Annotated in this window: 12 protein-coding genes; 9 read left to right on the top strand and 3 right to left on the bottom strand. The window is 52.3% G+C overall.

Going from position 1 to position 14,948, the window contains the following annotated elements:
- The first annotated feature begins 319 nt into the window (after positions 1-319).
- From GC101_RS00520 to GC101_RS00530, 3 genes are all read left to right on the top strand, one after another.
- Positions 320-1,483 carry a glucose-1-phosphate adenylyltransferase gene (locus GC101_RS00520; protein ID WP_171715674.1) on the top strand — a complete coding sequence of 388 codons (1,164 nt, stop codon included), beginning with the start codon at positions 320-322 and terminating at the stop codon, positions 1,481-1,483.
- Positions 1,484-1,505: 22 nt separating this feature from the next.
- Positions 1,506-2,609, top strand: coding sequence for a glucose-1-phosphate adenylyltransferase subunit GlgD (gene glgD, locus GC101_RS00525; protein ID WP_171715675.1), 1,104 nt, complete (start codon positions 1,506-1,508; stop codon positions 2,607-2,609).
- Positions 2,610-2,714: 105 nt separating this feature from the next.
- Complete coding sequence (locus GC101_RS00530) at positions 2,715-5,147, top strand: glycogen/starch/alpha-glucan phosphorylase (protein ID WP_171715676.1); 2,433 nt, start codon at positions 2,715-2,717, stop codon at positions 5,145-5,147.
- Positions 5,148-5,286: 139 nt separating this feature from the next.
- Here GC101_RS00530 and GC101_RS00535 read toward each other — a convergent pair whose 3' ends face one another.
- Positions 5,287-5,766, bottom strand: a complete 480-nt coding sequence (locus tag GC101_RS00535) for a GAF domain-containing protein (protein WP_039309920.1) — start codon at positions 5,764-5,766, stop codon at positions 5,287-5,289.
- A gap of 221 nt (positions 5,767-5,987) precedes the next feature.
- Between GC101_RS00535 and GC101_RS00540 the strand changes: the two genes are divergently transcribed.
- The 3 genes from GC101_RS00540 to GC101_RS00550 all read left to right on the top strand — a co-directional run bounded on the left by GC101_RS00540 (position 5,988) and on the right by GC101_RS00550 (position 8,557).
- Positions 5,988-6,287, top strand: a complete 300-nt coding sequence (locus GC101_RS00540) for a hypothetical protein (protein WP_039309934.1) — start codon at positions 5,988-5,990, stop codon at positions 6,285-6,287.
- A 177-nt stretch (positions 6,288-6,464) separates the two neighbouring features.
- Complete coding sequence (locus tag GC101_RS00545) at positions 6,465-7,025, top strand: GNAT family N-acetyltransferase (protein ID WP_171715677.1); 561 nt, start codon at positions 6,465-6,467, stop codon at positions 7,023-7,025.
- Between the two features lie 26 nt (positions 7,026-7,051).
- Positions 7,052-8,557 carry an MDR family MFS transporter gene (locus tag GC101_RS00550; RefSeq protein WP_171715678.1) on the top strand — a complete coding sequence of 502 codons (1,506 nt, stop codon included), beginning with the start codon at positions 7,052-7,054 and terminating at the stop codon, positions 8,555-8,557.
- 125 nt (positions 8,558-8,682) lie between these two features.
- Here GC101_RS00550 and GC101_RS00555 read toward each other — a convergent pair whose 3' ends face one another.
- A complete protein-coding gene (locus tag GC101_RS00555; RefSeq protein WP_039309924.1) occupies positions 8,683-9,150 on the bottom strand; it encodes a MarR family winged helix-turn-helix transcriptional regulator in 468 nt (155 codons plus the stop codon).
- 401 nt (positions 9,151-9,551) lie between these two features.
- On the opposite strand from GC101_RS00555, the gene GC101_RS00560 reads away from it, so the two are divergent.
- The gene (locus GC101_RS00560; protein WP_042133307.1) at positions 9,552-10,295 is read left to right on the top strand and encodes an ABC transporter ATP-binding protein; all 744 of its coding nucleotides are present in this window, start codon (positions 9,552-9,554) and stop codon (positions 10,293-10,295) included.
- Positions 10,274-11,542, top strand: coding sequence for an ABC transporter permease (locus tag GC101_RS00565; RefSeq protein WP_171715679.1), 1,269 nt, complete (start codon positions 10,274-10,276; stop codon positions 11,540-11,542). Before GC101_RS00560 ends, GC101_RS00565 begins: the two co-directional genes overlap by 22 nt.
- Before the next feature lie 79 nt (positions 11,543-11,621).
- On the opposite strand, the gene GC101_RS00570 is transcribed toward GC101_RS00565, so the two are convergent.
- Positions 11,622-12,890: a BaiN/RdsA family NAD(P)/FAD-dependent oxidoreductase gene (locus tag GC101_RS00570; RefSeq protein WP_171715680.1), complete on the bottom strand. Its 1,269-nt coding sequence runs from the start codon at positions 12,888-12,890 to the stop codon at positions 11,622-11,624.
- A 160-nt stretch (positions 12,891-13,050) separates the two neighbouring features.
- Here GC101_RS00570 and GC101_RS00575 point away from each other — a divergent pair, with 160 nt between their 5' ends.
- Positions 13,051-14,772: an ATP-binding protein gene (locus tag GC101_RS00575; protein ID WP_343049541.1), complete on the top strand. Its 1,722-nt coding sequence runs from the start codon at positions 13,051-13,053 to the stop codon at positions 14,770-14,772.
- Positions 14,773-14,948: the final 176 nt, after the last annotated feature.

Genomic DNA, 14,948 nt, shown 5'->3' on the forward strand with positions numbered 1-14,948 from the left:
AATAAGGAATATAGTTAGAAATTAAAAGTTTTTGAAGCGGACAATAAAGGGTTTTGACGGCGGGTAGAGAACACTTTACAATAAGGATACAGTCCCGGTTTTGAGCGTTTTTTTTCTGCAAAACCGGCAGCATGTCCCGATTCTCTGTTTCCTCCCCCGTTTTAAATCTGATTCATTCCTGTCACATGCATTTCTTATGGTTTGCTTCTTTCCGCTTCATTTCTTTTTGGGTTTCAATGTGGGATCTACACTACACCGCACCAATCATTCAACCTATTTATTACATGTTTCATTACCCATAAGTCAAGGAGGCTCTTCCATGAAGAAAAAAGAGATGGTAGCCATGCTATTGGCGGGAGGCCAAGGAAAAAGATTGAAGGGATTAACCAAATCGATTGCCAAACCGGCTGTTTATTTCGGAGGAACCTACCGCATCATCGACTTCCCTTTAAGTAATTGCTCGAATTCGGGTATCGACACAGTGGGTGTACTGACACAGTATGAACCGCTGGTGCTGCATTCGTATATTGGAGTCGGCAGTGACTGGGATTTGAACCGCAAGGATGGCGGGGTATTTGTATTGCCGCCGCATGAGCGGGAGAATGGAAGCAGCTGGTACCGGGGCACGGCTGATGCGATTTACCGCAATCTTAAGTTTGTTGATCAATTTGATCCGGAGCATGTACTGATTCTGTCCGGTGACCATATTTACAAGATGGATTATCATGCTATGCTGCAGTATCACAAATCCAAGAACGCCGACTGCACCATCTCGGTCATTGACGTGCCCTTGGAGGAAGCGAGCCGCTTCGGCATACTGAATACGGAAGACGATCTCAAGATTTATGAGTTTGATGAGAAGCCTGCCAAACCTAAGAGCACACTTGCTTCTATGGGTGTATATATTTTTAAATGGGATGTTCTCCGCAAGCATCTGCTTGAGGACGGTGAGAACGCCGGCTCATCCCATGACTTCGGGAAGGACATCATTCCGCTGATGCTGAATGACGGGGAGTCCCTGTATGCTTATCCATTCGAAGGCTACTGGAGAGATGTCGGTACTGTAGACAGCCTGTGGGAAGCGAACATGGATCTCCTGAGTGACACTCCTCCGCTGAACCTGAATGATCCGAGCTGGAGAATCTTCACCCGTAATCCGAATCAGCCGGCGCAATATGTTGCACCGGGAGCCAAGGTGTCCAGCTGCATTATTAACGAGGGCTGCATTGTATACGGTGAGGTTAAGCATTCGGTACTGTTCTATGGGGTAGAAGTAGGCGAAGGCAGCGTGATTACGGATTCTGTGATTATGCCTAAGGTGAAGATCGGCAAGAATGTAAGAATCCACAAAGCCATCATCAGTGAGAACACAGTCATTGAGGATTATATGGAAATCGGCGTCGACCGGGAGAATGAGGACGAAATTCTGCTGATTGACAAACGCAGCAAAAAAAACAAAACCGTAGCAGCCAAAACCATATAACCACAGAGGACGGGGGATACCGATGAAAGAGCTTATGGGCGTAATTAATCTTGACCATGAACTGGATAATTTAAATGAATTGACCTATTTCCGCTGCGGGGCAGCGGTCCCGTTCGCCAGCCGCTACCGGCTGATCGATTTCGTCTTATCCAACATGATGCGTGCGGAGCTGGAGAGCGTGGGACTGTTCGTCCGCCGCAAGTACCGCTCGCTGATGGACCATCTCGGCGACGGGAAATCCTGGGACATGAACCGCAAGCACGGCGGGTTGTTCATACTGCCGCCGGACTGGAATGACCCTACGGACACGTCTCTTGGCGATCTGCAGCATTATCATAACAATCTGGATTTCTTCAAACGGGCGTCTGCCAAATATATTGTATTCTCCGGCAGCCAGCACATTAATACGGTTGATCTGCAGGATGTATACCAGTACCACCTGGAGCAGGGCGCAGATGTGACCATGGTCTACAAGCAGATCGATCAGCTGCAGCCGGAACATGATCCCTGCCTGCGGGTAGAGGTCGATGAAGACAACACTGTAACGAATATTCACCATGAGAAGCATCATCCCAATGTATATTTGGATATCTTTATTATGGAGAAGAAGCTGTTCCTGGAGCAGGTGGAGCATTGCATCGCCCATGGCGAAAGTTATTTCTTCCGCGATGCCATTCAGAAGAACCGCCACAAGTTCAAGATTGCCGCCTATGAATACAAAGGCTATCATTCCGTTATCAATTCGCTGGAGAGCTACTACAAGAACAGCTTGGAGCTGCTGAAGCAGGAGAATTATTTCGGCCTGTTCAAAGAGAGTCCGGTGCAGACCAAGATTAAATATGAAGCCCCTACCCGTTATCTGGACAGCGCCTCGGTCAGCAATTCGCTGGTAGCCAACGGCTGTATTATTGCCGGAACCGTGGAGAACAGTGTAATCTTCCGTGGTGTACAGGTTCGCAAGGGAGCCAAAATCATCAATTCTGTAATCATGCAGAAATGTGTAATTGAAGAGAATGCCGTAATTGAGAATGTCATTATGGACAAAGACGTGCATCTGAGCAAGGACCGGATACTCGTCGGAGACAGCAGGCGTCCGTTTGTCATTGCCAAGAGCAGCAAGATATAATATCTGGATCAGGGGAACTGTGCAGTGCGGCAGTTCTTCTGATCCAGTGTTGTAATAGGCAATATTTTTCCACAAATACAAGCATCTGTTAGGAGGAACCTGCTGTTGTTCAACGATAAAGAGACTTTCAAACAAGTGTTCCGCGAGAAACTCATCGGGAAATTAGGCAAACCGCTGGAGGAAGCTTCGAACGCCGATATTTACAATATCCTCGGTAATATGATCCGCGAGAATGCCGGCAAGAACTGGGCGGACACCAATCAGAAGTTCAAGATCGATCAAGATAAGCAGGTCTATTATTTCTCCATGGAGTTTCTGATCGGCAGACTTCTGGGCAATAACCTGCTGAATATGGGTGTGCTGGAGGTTGTCCGTGAAGGTCTCTCGGAGCTTGGCTTCTGCCTGCAGGATATCGAGGAGGTTGAAGCGGATGCAGGACTTGGCAATGGCGGTCTGGGCCGCCTGGCCGCATGTTTCCTGGATTCGCTCGCCTCACTGCAATATGCAGGGCATGGCTGCGGCATCCGCTATAAATACGGCCTGTTCGAGCAGAAGATTGTAGACGGATATCAGGTAGAGCTGCCGGACTACTGGCTGCAGAATGATAATGTGTGGGAAGTCCGCCGTGAAGACAAACAGGTGGAAGTGCACTTCTGGGGACATGTGGATACCCGCTGGGAGAATGATGAGCTGTTCTTTGAGCACAAGGACTATGAAGCCGTGAGGGCCGTTCCGTATGATATTCCGGTTATCGGGGCAGACCGCAGGCATGTGAATACACTGCGCAACTGGAGTGCAGAGTCGATTACGCAGCCTTCGAGAGTATTCGGTGCGCTGGGGGGGACAGATTATCACAAGTTCCTGGAGTATAAGCGCTCCGTAGAATCCATCTCGGAGTTCTTGTATCCGGATGATTCACAATACGAAGGCAAGCTTCTCCGGCTGAAACAGCAATATTTCCTGTGTAGTGCAGGACTGCAGAGTATTCTGCGTACCTTCGCCAAGACAGGGGCTCCGATCGACAGCCTGCCTGATAAGGTGGCCCTGCATATTAACGACACGCATCCTACACTGGTTATCCCTGAGCTGATGCGTATACTGATGGATGTGCACGGGATTGGCTGGGATCAGGCCTGGGACATGACGACACGGATGGTCTCTTATACGAATCATACCATTCTGAGTGAGGCGCTGGAGAAATGGCCGCTTGGCATGGTCAAGGAGCTGCTTCCGCGCATCTTCCTGATTATTGAGGAGATCAATGCCCGCTTCTGCGGGGAGCTGATGAGCAAGTATCCGGGAGACCAGAACCGGATCAATCAGATGGCCATCATTCATGATGATCAGGTCCGGATGGCGCATCTCGCCATCGTGGCCAGCCACAGCGTAAACGGCGTAGCGGCACTGCATACGGAAATTCTGCAAAAGCGTGAGATGCGCCTGTTCAATGAGATGTATCCGCACCGCTTCAATAATAAGACTAACGGCATCACACACCGCCGGTGGCTGCAGCATGCCAATCCGGAGCTTGCCGGACTGATCAGCGAATCGATCGGCACCCGCTGGATTCATCAGCCGCAGGAGATGATCGGACTCATCAAATACAGTGAGGATTCCTCCTTCCAGGAGCAGGTGGCTGCGATCAAACGCCGCAACAAGCTGCATCTGTCCGACTACATTTACGGGAAGCACGGTGTCCGGGTGGACCCCGACTCTATCTTCGATGTGCAGGTGAAGCGGCTGCATGCGTATAAGCGCCAGCTGTTGAATGTATTGCACATTATGCATTTGTACAATCAGATCAAAGACAACCCTTCGCTGAACATCGTACCGCGTACGTTCATCTTCGGTGCGAAGGCGGCCCCGAGTTATCATCTGGCTAAGCGGATCATCAAGCTGATAAATACGGTGGCTGATGTAGTGAATAAGGACCCGGATATTAACGGGAAGATCCGCATCTTCTTCCTGGAGAATTATTCGGTATCGCTGGCGGAGAAGATTATTCCGGCAGCGGATGTAAGTGAGCAGATCTCTACAGCGAGCAAAGAAGCCTCCGGTACCGGGAACATGAAATTTATGATGAACGGTGCACTGACCGTCGGAACTATGGATGGAGCCAACGTGGAAATGCACGAAATGGTAGGGGACAATAACATGTTCCTGTTCGGTCTCCGGGCAGAGCAGGTCATGGACTACTACCAGTACGGCGGTTACCACGCCCGCGATATCTATAATGGCGACGGCCGGGTGAAGGAAGTATTGGATCAGCTGATTGTGCCTGGGCCGTTCTGCGCTCATGCCCAGGAATTCGATACGCTCTACCAGTCGCTGCTTGATAATAATGATGAGTTCTTCGTCCTCAAGGATTTCGCCAGCTATGTGGAGACCCATGTCAAGATTGACCTGGCCTACCGCAACCAGAAGGAATGGCTTAAGAAGTCAATTATCAACATCGGCCATTCCGGCAAATTCTCCAGTGATAATACGATCGCACGCTATGCCTCCGAGATCTGGCATATCCATCCGGTTAAGGTATAACGCGTCAGCTACAGGCTGAATCTCCGCAACAGGAGCTTCAGCCTGTGCTATTTCTGCACATGAAGAAGCCGCTCTATCAGCAGGACATTCCTGCAGTGGAGCGGCTTCTTCATGCTAAGGCATATGGAGAGGAGGAGAATTACAGCACCTCGGATACCATGGCTGCGAACCGTTCAAGGAAACGGCGTTCCTCATCGTCGAAGCGGTGTTTGAGCGGGCTGTCGATATCCAGTACGCCGTACAGGGTATCCCCCTTAACCAGCGGAACTACGATTTCGCTGTTCGAGGCAGCATCACAGGCAATATGCCCCGGAAAGGCATGGACATCGCCTACGACAAGGGTGCGGCGTTCCGCAGCCGCTGTTCCGCATACGCCGCGGCCAAGCGGAATACGGATGCATGCCGGAAGTCCCTGGAACGGGCCCAGAACCAGCTCTTTGCCGTCAAATAAATAGAAACCGGTCCAATTGGTGTCCGGTAGAGAAAGCTTTAACAGAGCCGAAGCATTGGATAAGTTGGCGATAGCATTGGGCTCGCCCTCCATAAGTGCCCCGAGCTGGCTTAGAACGGCTTCGAACCGTTCGCTGCGGGTGCCATCATAAGGCATGGCTTGAAACATGAAGCATCACCTTCCTGTACCTTGAGTCAGTATGAATCCATAACTGTTAACTAACAAGATAGTACAGCGGAGCGCAATACGTCAAGCAATAACGGAATTATCCGGTTAGTGGAAGATCAGGAAGATGTATGAATAGTCTCCGGGCGGATGTTTCCGGCAACCCCGGGCAGGGTAATGCTTTTATAAATATACCGAAGGCTTATAGCCGGAAGGAGTGGAATATGCGCGCCGACGTACAGAACTTGTTTATAGGAATCCATATGCTTTATTTCGCACATGAGAGGAATCTGACACTGACGGAGATGCAGCCGGAGCTGGAGGATTTGGGATACCGGGTAGCGGAACGCGAAGTGAAACAGGAGCTGGAACGGCTGACCCAGGAGAACTTTCTCACGGCTCATGGTGAGGCATACAGCATTACCGGAACGGGAATAGAGGAATTCAAAGCGATTCAGGCCAAGCTGGGAGTGCTGTGCACTGAAGTGCTTAAGCCGGTTAAGGCTGCAGGTACATCGGGTTAATTCTACATCAAGTAACCATTCATGTTCAGAAAACGTACAGCGTCTGATCGCGCGGAAGCAAGCCGCGCGGAGCAGGCGCTATTTGTGTGGAGTGTGGAGTTCGGATTCATGTCAGATTTCGCTTAAGGGAATGCTTACATCTGATGTATACTTATTAGGATGAAAGGGGACGGGAAGATGTATATATGCGGCGGAGTAATTCCGGAATTAACCGGCCGGAGAGTGCGGCTCCGGGCTATGGCTGCCGGAGATGCAGGAGCGCTGTTCGGGATCTGGTGCCATCCTCAGGTTGCGCCCTGGCTGGATGCCCCCTTCTTGTCCTCTGCAGAAGAAGCGGGAGCACTGATTGCTCTGCTGGCACAGATGGCCCGGGAAGAAGAAAGCATACGCTGGAGTATTCTGGGGCCGGAAGCAGAGGTTATCGGAAGCTGCGGCTATAATCACTGGCAGCTTGAGGGGGCTTACCGGGGGGAGATCGGTTTCGAGCTGTCACCTGCCGCCATGGGTCAGGGGTATATGCGGGAAGCGCTGGAGCTTATGCTGGAATTCGGCTTCGGCAGCATGGGGCTGAACCGGATTGAAGCCTTATGTCATCCTGACAATATCCGGGCGGAGCAGCTGATTACAAGGCTCGGCTTCCGGCAGGAAGGGCTGCTGCGGCAGTACCGGCATACGGCTTCCGGCTATCAGGATGTACGGATGTATTCCTTGCTGCAAGGAGAGAAAGTGCGGGGCTGAGAACATAGAGAGAGGATTTGGATTGATTGAATTCACCTGGTGAAACTGAACGCAAGTTAATTTTAATTGGAGTACTGCTGGCCACTTTTCTGGCAGCAATCGAAGGGACGGTCACAGGACCGGCGGGACCGGCCATTGTCGGTGATTTTCAGGGCATGCAGTGGCTCAGCTGGATATTTACCGCTTATCTGCTGGCTATGGCGGTTACGACGCCTATTTTTGGCAAGTTAAGTGATCTGATTGGCCGCAAGCCTGTGTTCATTGGCGGGGCCGTGGTCTTTCTGGCAGGTTCGCTGTTATGCGGGATTTCGCAGAGCATGCAGCAGCTGATTATTTTCCGGGGGATACAGGGGATCGGTGCGGGTGCGCTCATTCCTATGACTTTTACGATTATCGGGGATATCTACAGCATTAAGGAACGGGCGAAGACTCAGGGCCTGCTCAGCTCGGTATGGGGGATTTCCTCTCTCGTAGGACCGCTGCTTGGCGGGTATGTGGTTGATTATTTGAGCTGGCGCTGGGTGTTTGTCTTTAATCTGCCTTTTGGGCTGCTATCTATTATATTCATCTCGCGGTATCTGAAGGAAGAGAAGGTCCGGCGCAAGACGAGAATCGATGTGGCCGGAGTGCTGCTGTTCGCGGCAGGAATGGGAGCGCTGCTCTTTGGTCTTACGGCGGGCGGGCAGAGTCTGGCATGGAACTCTCCGCTGCTGCTGGCTATCTTAGCGGGGGCTGCTGTGCTGCTGGCCGTGTTCCTGTTCGTGGAGCGCCGTGCTCCCGAGCCAATGCTGCCGCTGGAGCTGTTCTCTATCCGCAATATCGCTGTCTCTACAGGAGCTAACCTGCTGGTCAGCACCTTGATTATCGGGCTGTCTACGTACGTGCCGCTGTGGGTGCAGGGCGTCTTCGGCAAAAGCGCGGCCCTCTCGGGCCTGCTGCTCGCCCCGATGTCGGTGGGCTGGATGCTCGGCTCCATCGCTGGCGGAAGAATGATTCTGCGCGCGGGTACCCGCCGTACAGGGATGCTGGGGCTGTCGCTGATTGTTGTCGCAGCGGTAGGGCTGACTCTGATGAACGGGGATTCGTCCCAGCTGCTGCTATTGATTCTGATGCTGTTCTGCGGCGTAGGTTTTGGTTATGCCTCTACAGTCTTCACGATTATCGCGCAATCCTCTGTACAGCATGAGCAGCGGGGTGCGTCAACGGCCCTGAATACCTTCACCCGTTCACTCGGGCAGACGGTGGGGGTAGCGATCTTCGGGTCTTGGCTGAACTACAATATCGACAGGAAGCTGGCGGAACAGCCTGGGGCTTCTGCTACAGGGGCTGATATTAACCAGCTGCTTAACCCGCATAGCGGGAGTACCCTGTCCGCTGAGGCCTGGGGCAGTCTGCACGGCGCGCTGGAGAGCGGCCTGCACTCGCTCTTCATTGTGATGGCCGTCTTTGCTGTGGCCTCCCTGGTTATTTCTGCGGGGCTTAATAAAGGGCTGCCAACCATTCAAGAGGGAAGTACCGCGTCCAAGCCATAATCTTCAAGCCTGCTTATTCATAACAAAGCGGCAGCGCATCCATCAGGATTGCGCTGCCGCTTTGTTATCATTAATATTAAGTAGGTTAGTGAATAGATTCACAACTGCATCTGCCTCAACTGCGCTTATTTGCGTGGAAGCGGGGAGAGCTTCTCAGCCTGCAGGCCCATCTTCTTCAGAAGAATAATCATTTGTTCCTTTTCTTCATCGCTCAGTCCGCTGAAAGCCAGATGCAGGCGTTCCGAATACTTCGGGTACATCTCGTTCATCAGGCGTTCGCCTTCTACAGTCAACTCGGCAAAAATCACACGCCGGTCGCTCGGGCAGGGCTTGCGCTGCAGGTAGCCGCGTTCTTCCAGTTTGTCGATTACGTAAGTAACATTGCCGCTCTGCAGCAGCAGCTTGGCACCGATCTGCTGGATAGGCTGTGCCCCCTTATAATAGAGGACCTCCATAACGGCGAAGGCTGTAGGATTGAAACCTTCAATCTTGCTGCCGGTAACGGCGTGTTCGTTAATGCTCTTGAAGGACTTGGCAAAAACCCGGTACAAATGCAGTGTCAATTGAGTATCGCGTTCATAAGATTGTATCATGCTTCTCCACCTCTATTGTTAATCGTACAGGCTTCCCCGCACGGTTTGGAATACTGCTTTTCTTGATCTAGCTTTACATTACTTCAAACAAAGAATGAAGAACATGTCATTTGTCACAATAAGCACACTTTTAATTATTAAAAATCAAACAATTTTTTGATGGTGCATAGCTGCTGCGGATTTCACAAGATTTTCACATGATGATCCGTACCTAAGCTGTAGCGCAAGGGTGGGAATAGCGGTATCCGGCGCGGGTTTGGGGTCTGTCCCCGGTAATTCGTATAATGGGGTATAGAGACCAGGCCGCTGACAGATAGCGGTGGTGAAATTTTTTGCAGCATAGACCCGTCTATGGTGTTATGATCGCATTACTATGAACGATTGCCTAGGAGATGGAGAGTATGGACCAGATTACGAATTATTACGAAGAGCGTGAAGACGATGAGGATATCGTGCTTGATGTTGTTATTGAGGAAGCCGGTTATGAAGCCGGAGATATACGGATTTCAGGGATTTCCTTTCAGGTGCGTAAGGGCGAGCTGCTTGGATTAATCGGACCCAACGGGGCCGGCAAAAGCACTACGATCAAGACCCTGCTCGGCCTGCTGAAGCATGCCAAGGCTAAGGTGAAGCTGGGCGGCGAGAACAAGTCCTATGCCTATGTGCCGGAGCAGCCGGTATTCTACGAAGATCTGACGCTGTGGGAGCATCTCGATCTCGCGGCCGCAGCCTACGGACTAAGCTATGAAACCTTCGAGTCCACAGCGGAGAAGCTCCTGACCCAGTTTGGTATGGAAAGTGTGCGCAATGATCTGCCTGCCGGCTTCTCCAAAGGCATGAAGCAGAAGATGATGCTGATGCTGGGCTTTCTGGTCCAGCCCGATGTCTATATCGTGGACGAGCCGTTCATCGGGCTTGACCCCCGGGCAACCAAGGATTTCCTGCGCCTGCTTGAGGCGGAGCGCGAACGTGGAGCCGGTGTGCTGATGTCTACGCATGTTCTGGATACAGCGGAGAAGATCTGTGACAGCTTCATATTAATCTCCGGCGGCAGAATTGCTGCCGAGGGCACATTGGAAGGCATACGCGGGGATGCAGGGCTGCCGGAGGGGTCGTTGTTTGATTGCTTCGACGAATTAACATGAGCAGGAATTCATTTGCGTTTCCTACAGCTGCTGCTCTTTTCCGGCGCCGGCTGGCTTCCCACTTCCGTGAGCAGTCTACTATTATCCGTACAGCTGTGGACTGGACCGTCCTGCTGTATATTATTATCCCGGGAGGCTTGCTTGGCGGACGCTTCTACTATGGGTACTGGAACGGGGAGCTGCCGGCGTGGATCAGCTCCGTTCCCTATATGGTCGTACCTGCGCTGCTGGCCATTCTGCTGGCTACCGGAGGAATTGTATTGCTGCTGCAGGAAGGTGACTCGCTGTTTCTTAGACAGCGGCAGAACTGGATCAGCACCATTATCCTGCGGGGAATGGTCTACAGCCTTGCGGTAACCACGCTGAAGATGGCGGCGGCCTTTGCCATTCTGCTGCCGTTTCTAATCAAGGGCTTCGGAGTCAGTGCGGCAGGGGCCTACGGGCTGCTCGCGCTGACGATAACCTGCAGCTGGTCCGTTAAGCTGCTGGGCCATTTCGTTAAGGTGCAGCGGCAGGGCTTCCGCCGCTGGCTGTGGCTGATTCCGGCTGTCACCGTGCCCTGCGGTGTCTATCTGCGTCTGGCAATCCTCTGGAAGGACAGCCCCGTCCTGCTGTTCATTGCAGCTGGCGGATTCGCCGTGATGGCAGCCATAGTGTTCAGGGCCCGCCTGCGGCTGCGCGGCACCTTCATGAACGATGTGCGCGAAGACTACAAGCAGCGGATGAAGATTGCGGCCATTCTGCTGCGCGGAGTACTTGATAAGCCGCGGCCTACACGGTATAAACCGTGGATCTTCCGCAAATCGCAGCCGCTGCTGGCCTCGAAGGAACCGGAGAGCCGCTTCTCGGCGGCAGCGGTCAAGGCGATGCTGCGCAATCCGGCCCACTTCAAGCTGTATTTGTCGTTTACCGGCGTGGCGCTTGTGGCCATCTTTATTGTGCCGGCCGTTCTGAAGTGGCTGCTGTTTGCCATCCTGACAACACTGATGGCGTATTGGCTGTCTTCCTTCTGGCTGCTGTTCTCCGGCGATGACTATATCGGTATTCTGCCGTTCACCAAAGCGCAGAAGGCGGATGCCGGTTCCAAGGCCATGCCGATTCTATTAATGCCGTTTGCGGTCCTCAGTGCAGCCGTTGTCTGCATCCCCGTGTATGGCTGGTGGGGGCTCCTGCTCTTTATACCGGTAGGCGCTGCGGCAGCCATCTGGATCGGCCGTATATTCAGTGTCATGCGGTTTGCCAGATAACATGCAATAAGCCTTCCTCCGCAACCTGGAGGAAGGCTTATTTAATTATAGGAATGAGCCCGGGAGCCGCAGCAGCTGCTTATCCGCGCGGCTGTGCGGCCGCATGTTTGCCGGCTGTGTATCCGGTCGAGAAAGCGGCCGTAATATTATAACCTCCGGTATATCCGTGAATATCCAGAATCTCGCCGCAGAAATACAGCCCCTGCGTAAGTTTCGATTCCATTGTTCTCGGATCAATCTCCTTCAGATTCACCCCTCCGCCAGTCACAAAAGCTTCTGCCAGGGAACGCGTTCCGTAGACCAGTACCGGCATCCGTTTCAGCAGGGCAGCCAGTGCCTGAAGACCGGTCCGCGGCAGGTGATGACCTGTAAGCTCACCGTCCAGTCCGCTTTTGGCCAGCAGCAGCGGAATCAGGCGCTCAGGCAGCAGGCCCTTCAGCGAATTGCGGATGGCCTTCTTGGGCTCCAGCTCCAGCTTATTCTGCAGCAGGTTCTCTGCCTCTTGCAGAGTCAGGTCGGGGAAGAGGTCGATAGACAACTCTACGGTATCTGTACCTGATTTCTTCTGAACCTGGCGCAGGAACTGGCTGCAGCGCAAGGCGATCGGGCCGGACAGCCCGAAATGAGTGAAGATCATATCTCCGCGGTGGGAGATCACCTTCTTGCCCTTGGGATTCCAGACCGTAAGACTCACGTCACGCAGGGATAAGCCCTGCAGCTCACCAGATTTAATCCATTCCTCCCTTGAAAGGATCGGCACCTCTGTCGGGAACAGCTCCGTAATCGTATGTCCGGCAGCAGCGGCCCATGGATAGCCGTCACCGGTAGAGCCGGTCTGCGGCACGGATTTGCCGCCGGTAGCGATAATAACGGCCCCGGCGCTGAAGGCTTTTCCCGATTCCAGACGTACGCCCGTGGCCGCACCGTTCTCATAGATAACCTCGCGCACCGGACTGTCTGTCATAATCTGTACGCCAAGACTGCGCACTTTGCCAACCAGCGCGGAGACAACACTTGCAGCCTTGTCCGATACAGGGAACATCCGACCGTTGTCCTCTTCCTTCAGAGCGATACCGAGGGCTTCGAAGAACTCAATAATATCCCGGTTGTTGAAATGATCGAATGAGCTGTATAAAAAACGGCCGTTGCCCGGGATATGGGCGATCAGCTCCGCAGTTTCCTTGATATTGGTAACATTGCAGCGTCCGCCGCCTGAGATACCCAGCTTCCGGCCAAGCTTGGCACCTTTATCAATTAATAATACAGCCGCCCCGTGTCCGGCTGCCGCTACGCAGGCCATTAATCCGGACGGGCCGCCTCCGATGACAATTACATCATAGTTACTCATAACTCTGCTCCTTTACATGTTGCAGCACTCTGCTAACGGCATCATACCATTCCGGCCGGAGTGTATCCAGACCCGGGGAGGCTTGACGTGATTATCGTTGTCAGGAGTGCGCGGTTGTGCTTTAATCTAAGGGGAAAGGGTATTTTGTCCAAATTGGGGAGTGATTGCAATTATTCATGCGGTTAAGGATATTTTATTGCAAATATCGGCTGCGTGCACCTTCCTGTTTCTGTTTCAGTGGCGGTTGGACCAGGGCCATTTCACACGCAGAAACCGCAGATTTCCGGATGACCAGACTTTTCTGATAATATGCTGCGCACTCGGGGTTACATTGTGTATGGCCTTGTCCACTACAATGTTCGGAGTAGTGTATCTGAATCTGGCTATCCTTCCGGCGTATATAGGGATCTTGTACGGGACTTTTCGTTCAGGGGCTTACCTGGCAATGTATTTTATCTTTTGCACTGTACTATTCTCGGTTCCTTCAGGATTTGATCATCTCATATTAAATACGGGGGTACTGCTGTATCCGCTGTTGTTTGGTATGGCCAAGCCCTTCAAGAGTGCCTCATTAATCCAAAAGGTCTGCATGCTATGGGGGACTCTGTTTCCCAGTATGCTGTTTATTGTAATTGTACCTAAGATGCTGGGACAAAGCATCTTCAACACACCCCCCACGGATGCGATTCTGGTAGGGGTGTATTTATTAACGGCTGTTATTTTGGGCGGACTGTTTATTGTATATATTGAAACGGCCTGGGACAGGCTGCAGGTCAAGGAACGGATGAAAGGTATCTCCGAGAGATTCCAGTGGGAATCGGAGAAGCTCCAGCAGATTACTAATGTGGTGCCGCTGAATATTATGTCGTTTGATGACAACGGATATGTGACGGAGCTGAATGAATACATGCTCAGCCTGATTCAGCGTCATTGCCCCCATCTGACCAGAGAGATGATATTATCCCAGCCGGCTGACCGGGTCTTCGGCCACAGCATGGATCAGGAAATCTATGAACACTTACGGGGGATCCTGCTGAACAGGCAGCGTGCCAATACCAAAATCAAGTATGATTCCATGACCTATCATATCTTCACGGCGCCGTTACAGCATGAGTCCGGTATTCCGGGCGGCCTTGTCATGATTATACAGGATCTTACGGAAGAGGAGAAAATCCGCAGCGAGCTTGATAATGTTGAACGCCTGACACTGGTCGGGCAGATGGCGGCCGGAATTACCCACGAGATCCGCAACCCGATGGCGGTAGTGCGCGGATTCCTGCAGCTGATGCGGGAAAAGAGTCCGGAGGACCTGCATTCCTATTACCATATTGTAATGGAGGAGCTGGACCGGGCCAACAGTATCATCAATGACTTCCTGTCGCTGGCCCAGAGCCGTGTATCGGACAAGGAAATGGTGCAGCTGCATCTCATTATGGAGGAGCTTACCCCCCTGATCTGGGCGGATGCCAATCTTCGCGGACAGAGCGTTGAATTGAAGCTTAGCCCGTCTCTGCCGCTGCTGCGGCTGAACGTCAGGGAGATCAAGCAGCTGATACTCAATCTGGCCCGCAACGGAATGGAGGCAATGGAGGCCAAAGGGGTGTTGACGCTGGAAACCTGTGAGCATGAAGATACTGCTCAGCTGATCATCACGGATACGGGAAGCGGCATCCCGCAGAGCCAGCTGAAGCAATTGTTTGCCCCGTTCTTCACAACCAAAAGCCAGGGTACAGGACTTGGACTATCGCTTTGCCTGAGTATCGCTGAGCGGCACAACGGAACCATTCATGTGGAATCCGAAGAGGGAAAAGGCACCTCGGTCATCGTTACGATCCCCTTTGAGCCCAAGGAGGAACCCGCAGAGATTGAAGTCTATTCTTAGGGATTCAAGGCTCAAGCTATGGCATATAGCGCTGCCGGATAACGGCTTGAAGGCAGGCTGCTTCTCTTGCTTTCACAGAGTATGTATGTATAATAAAGTTAGCAAGTAGTGCAGTAACGCGGCGACGTTATCCGGGTTCTGACAACAATTCTAAGGGTAAAGGAGAGTGCAGAGAA

Source organism: Paenibacillus phytohabitans, from assembly GCF_013141775.1.
In the GTDB taxonomy this organism is placed as follows: domain Bacteria; phylum Bacillota; class Bacilli; order Paenibacillales; family Paenibacillaceae; genus Paenibacillus_AQ; species Paenibacillus_AQ phytohabitans.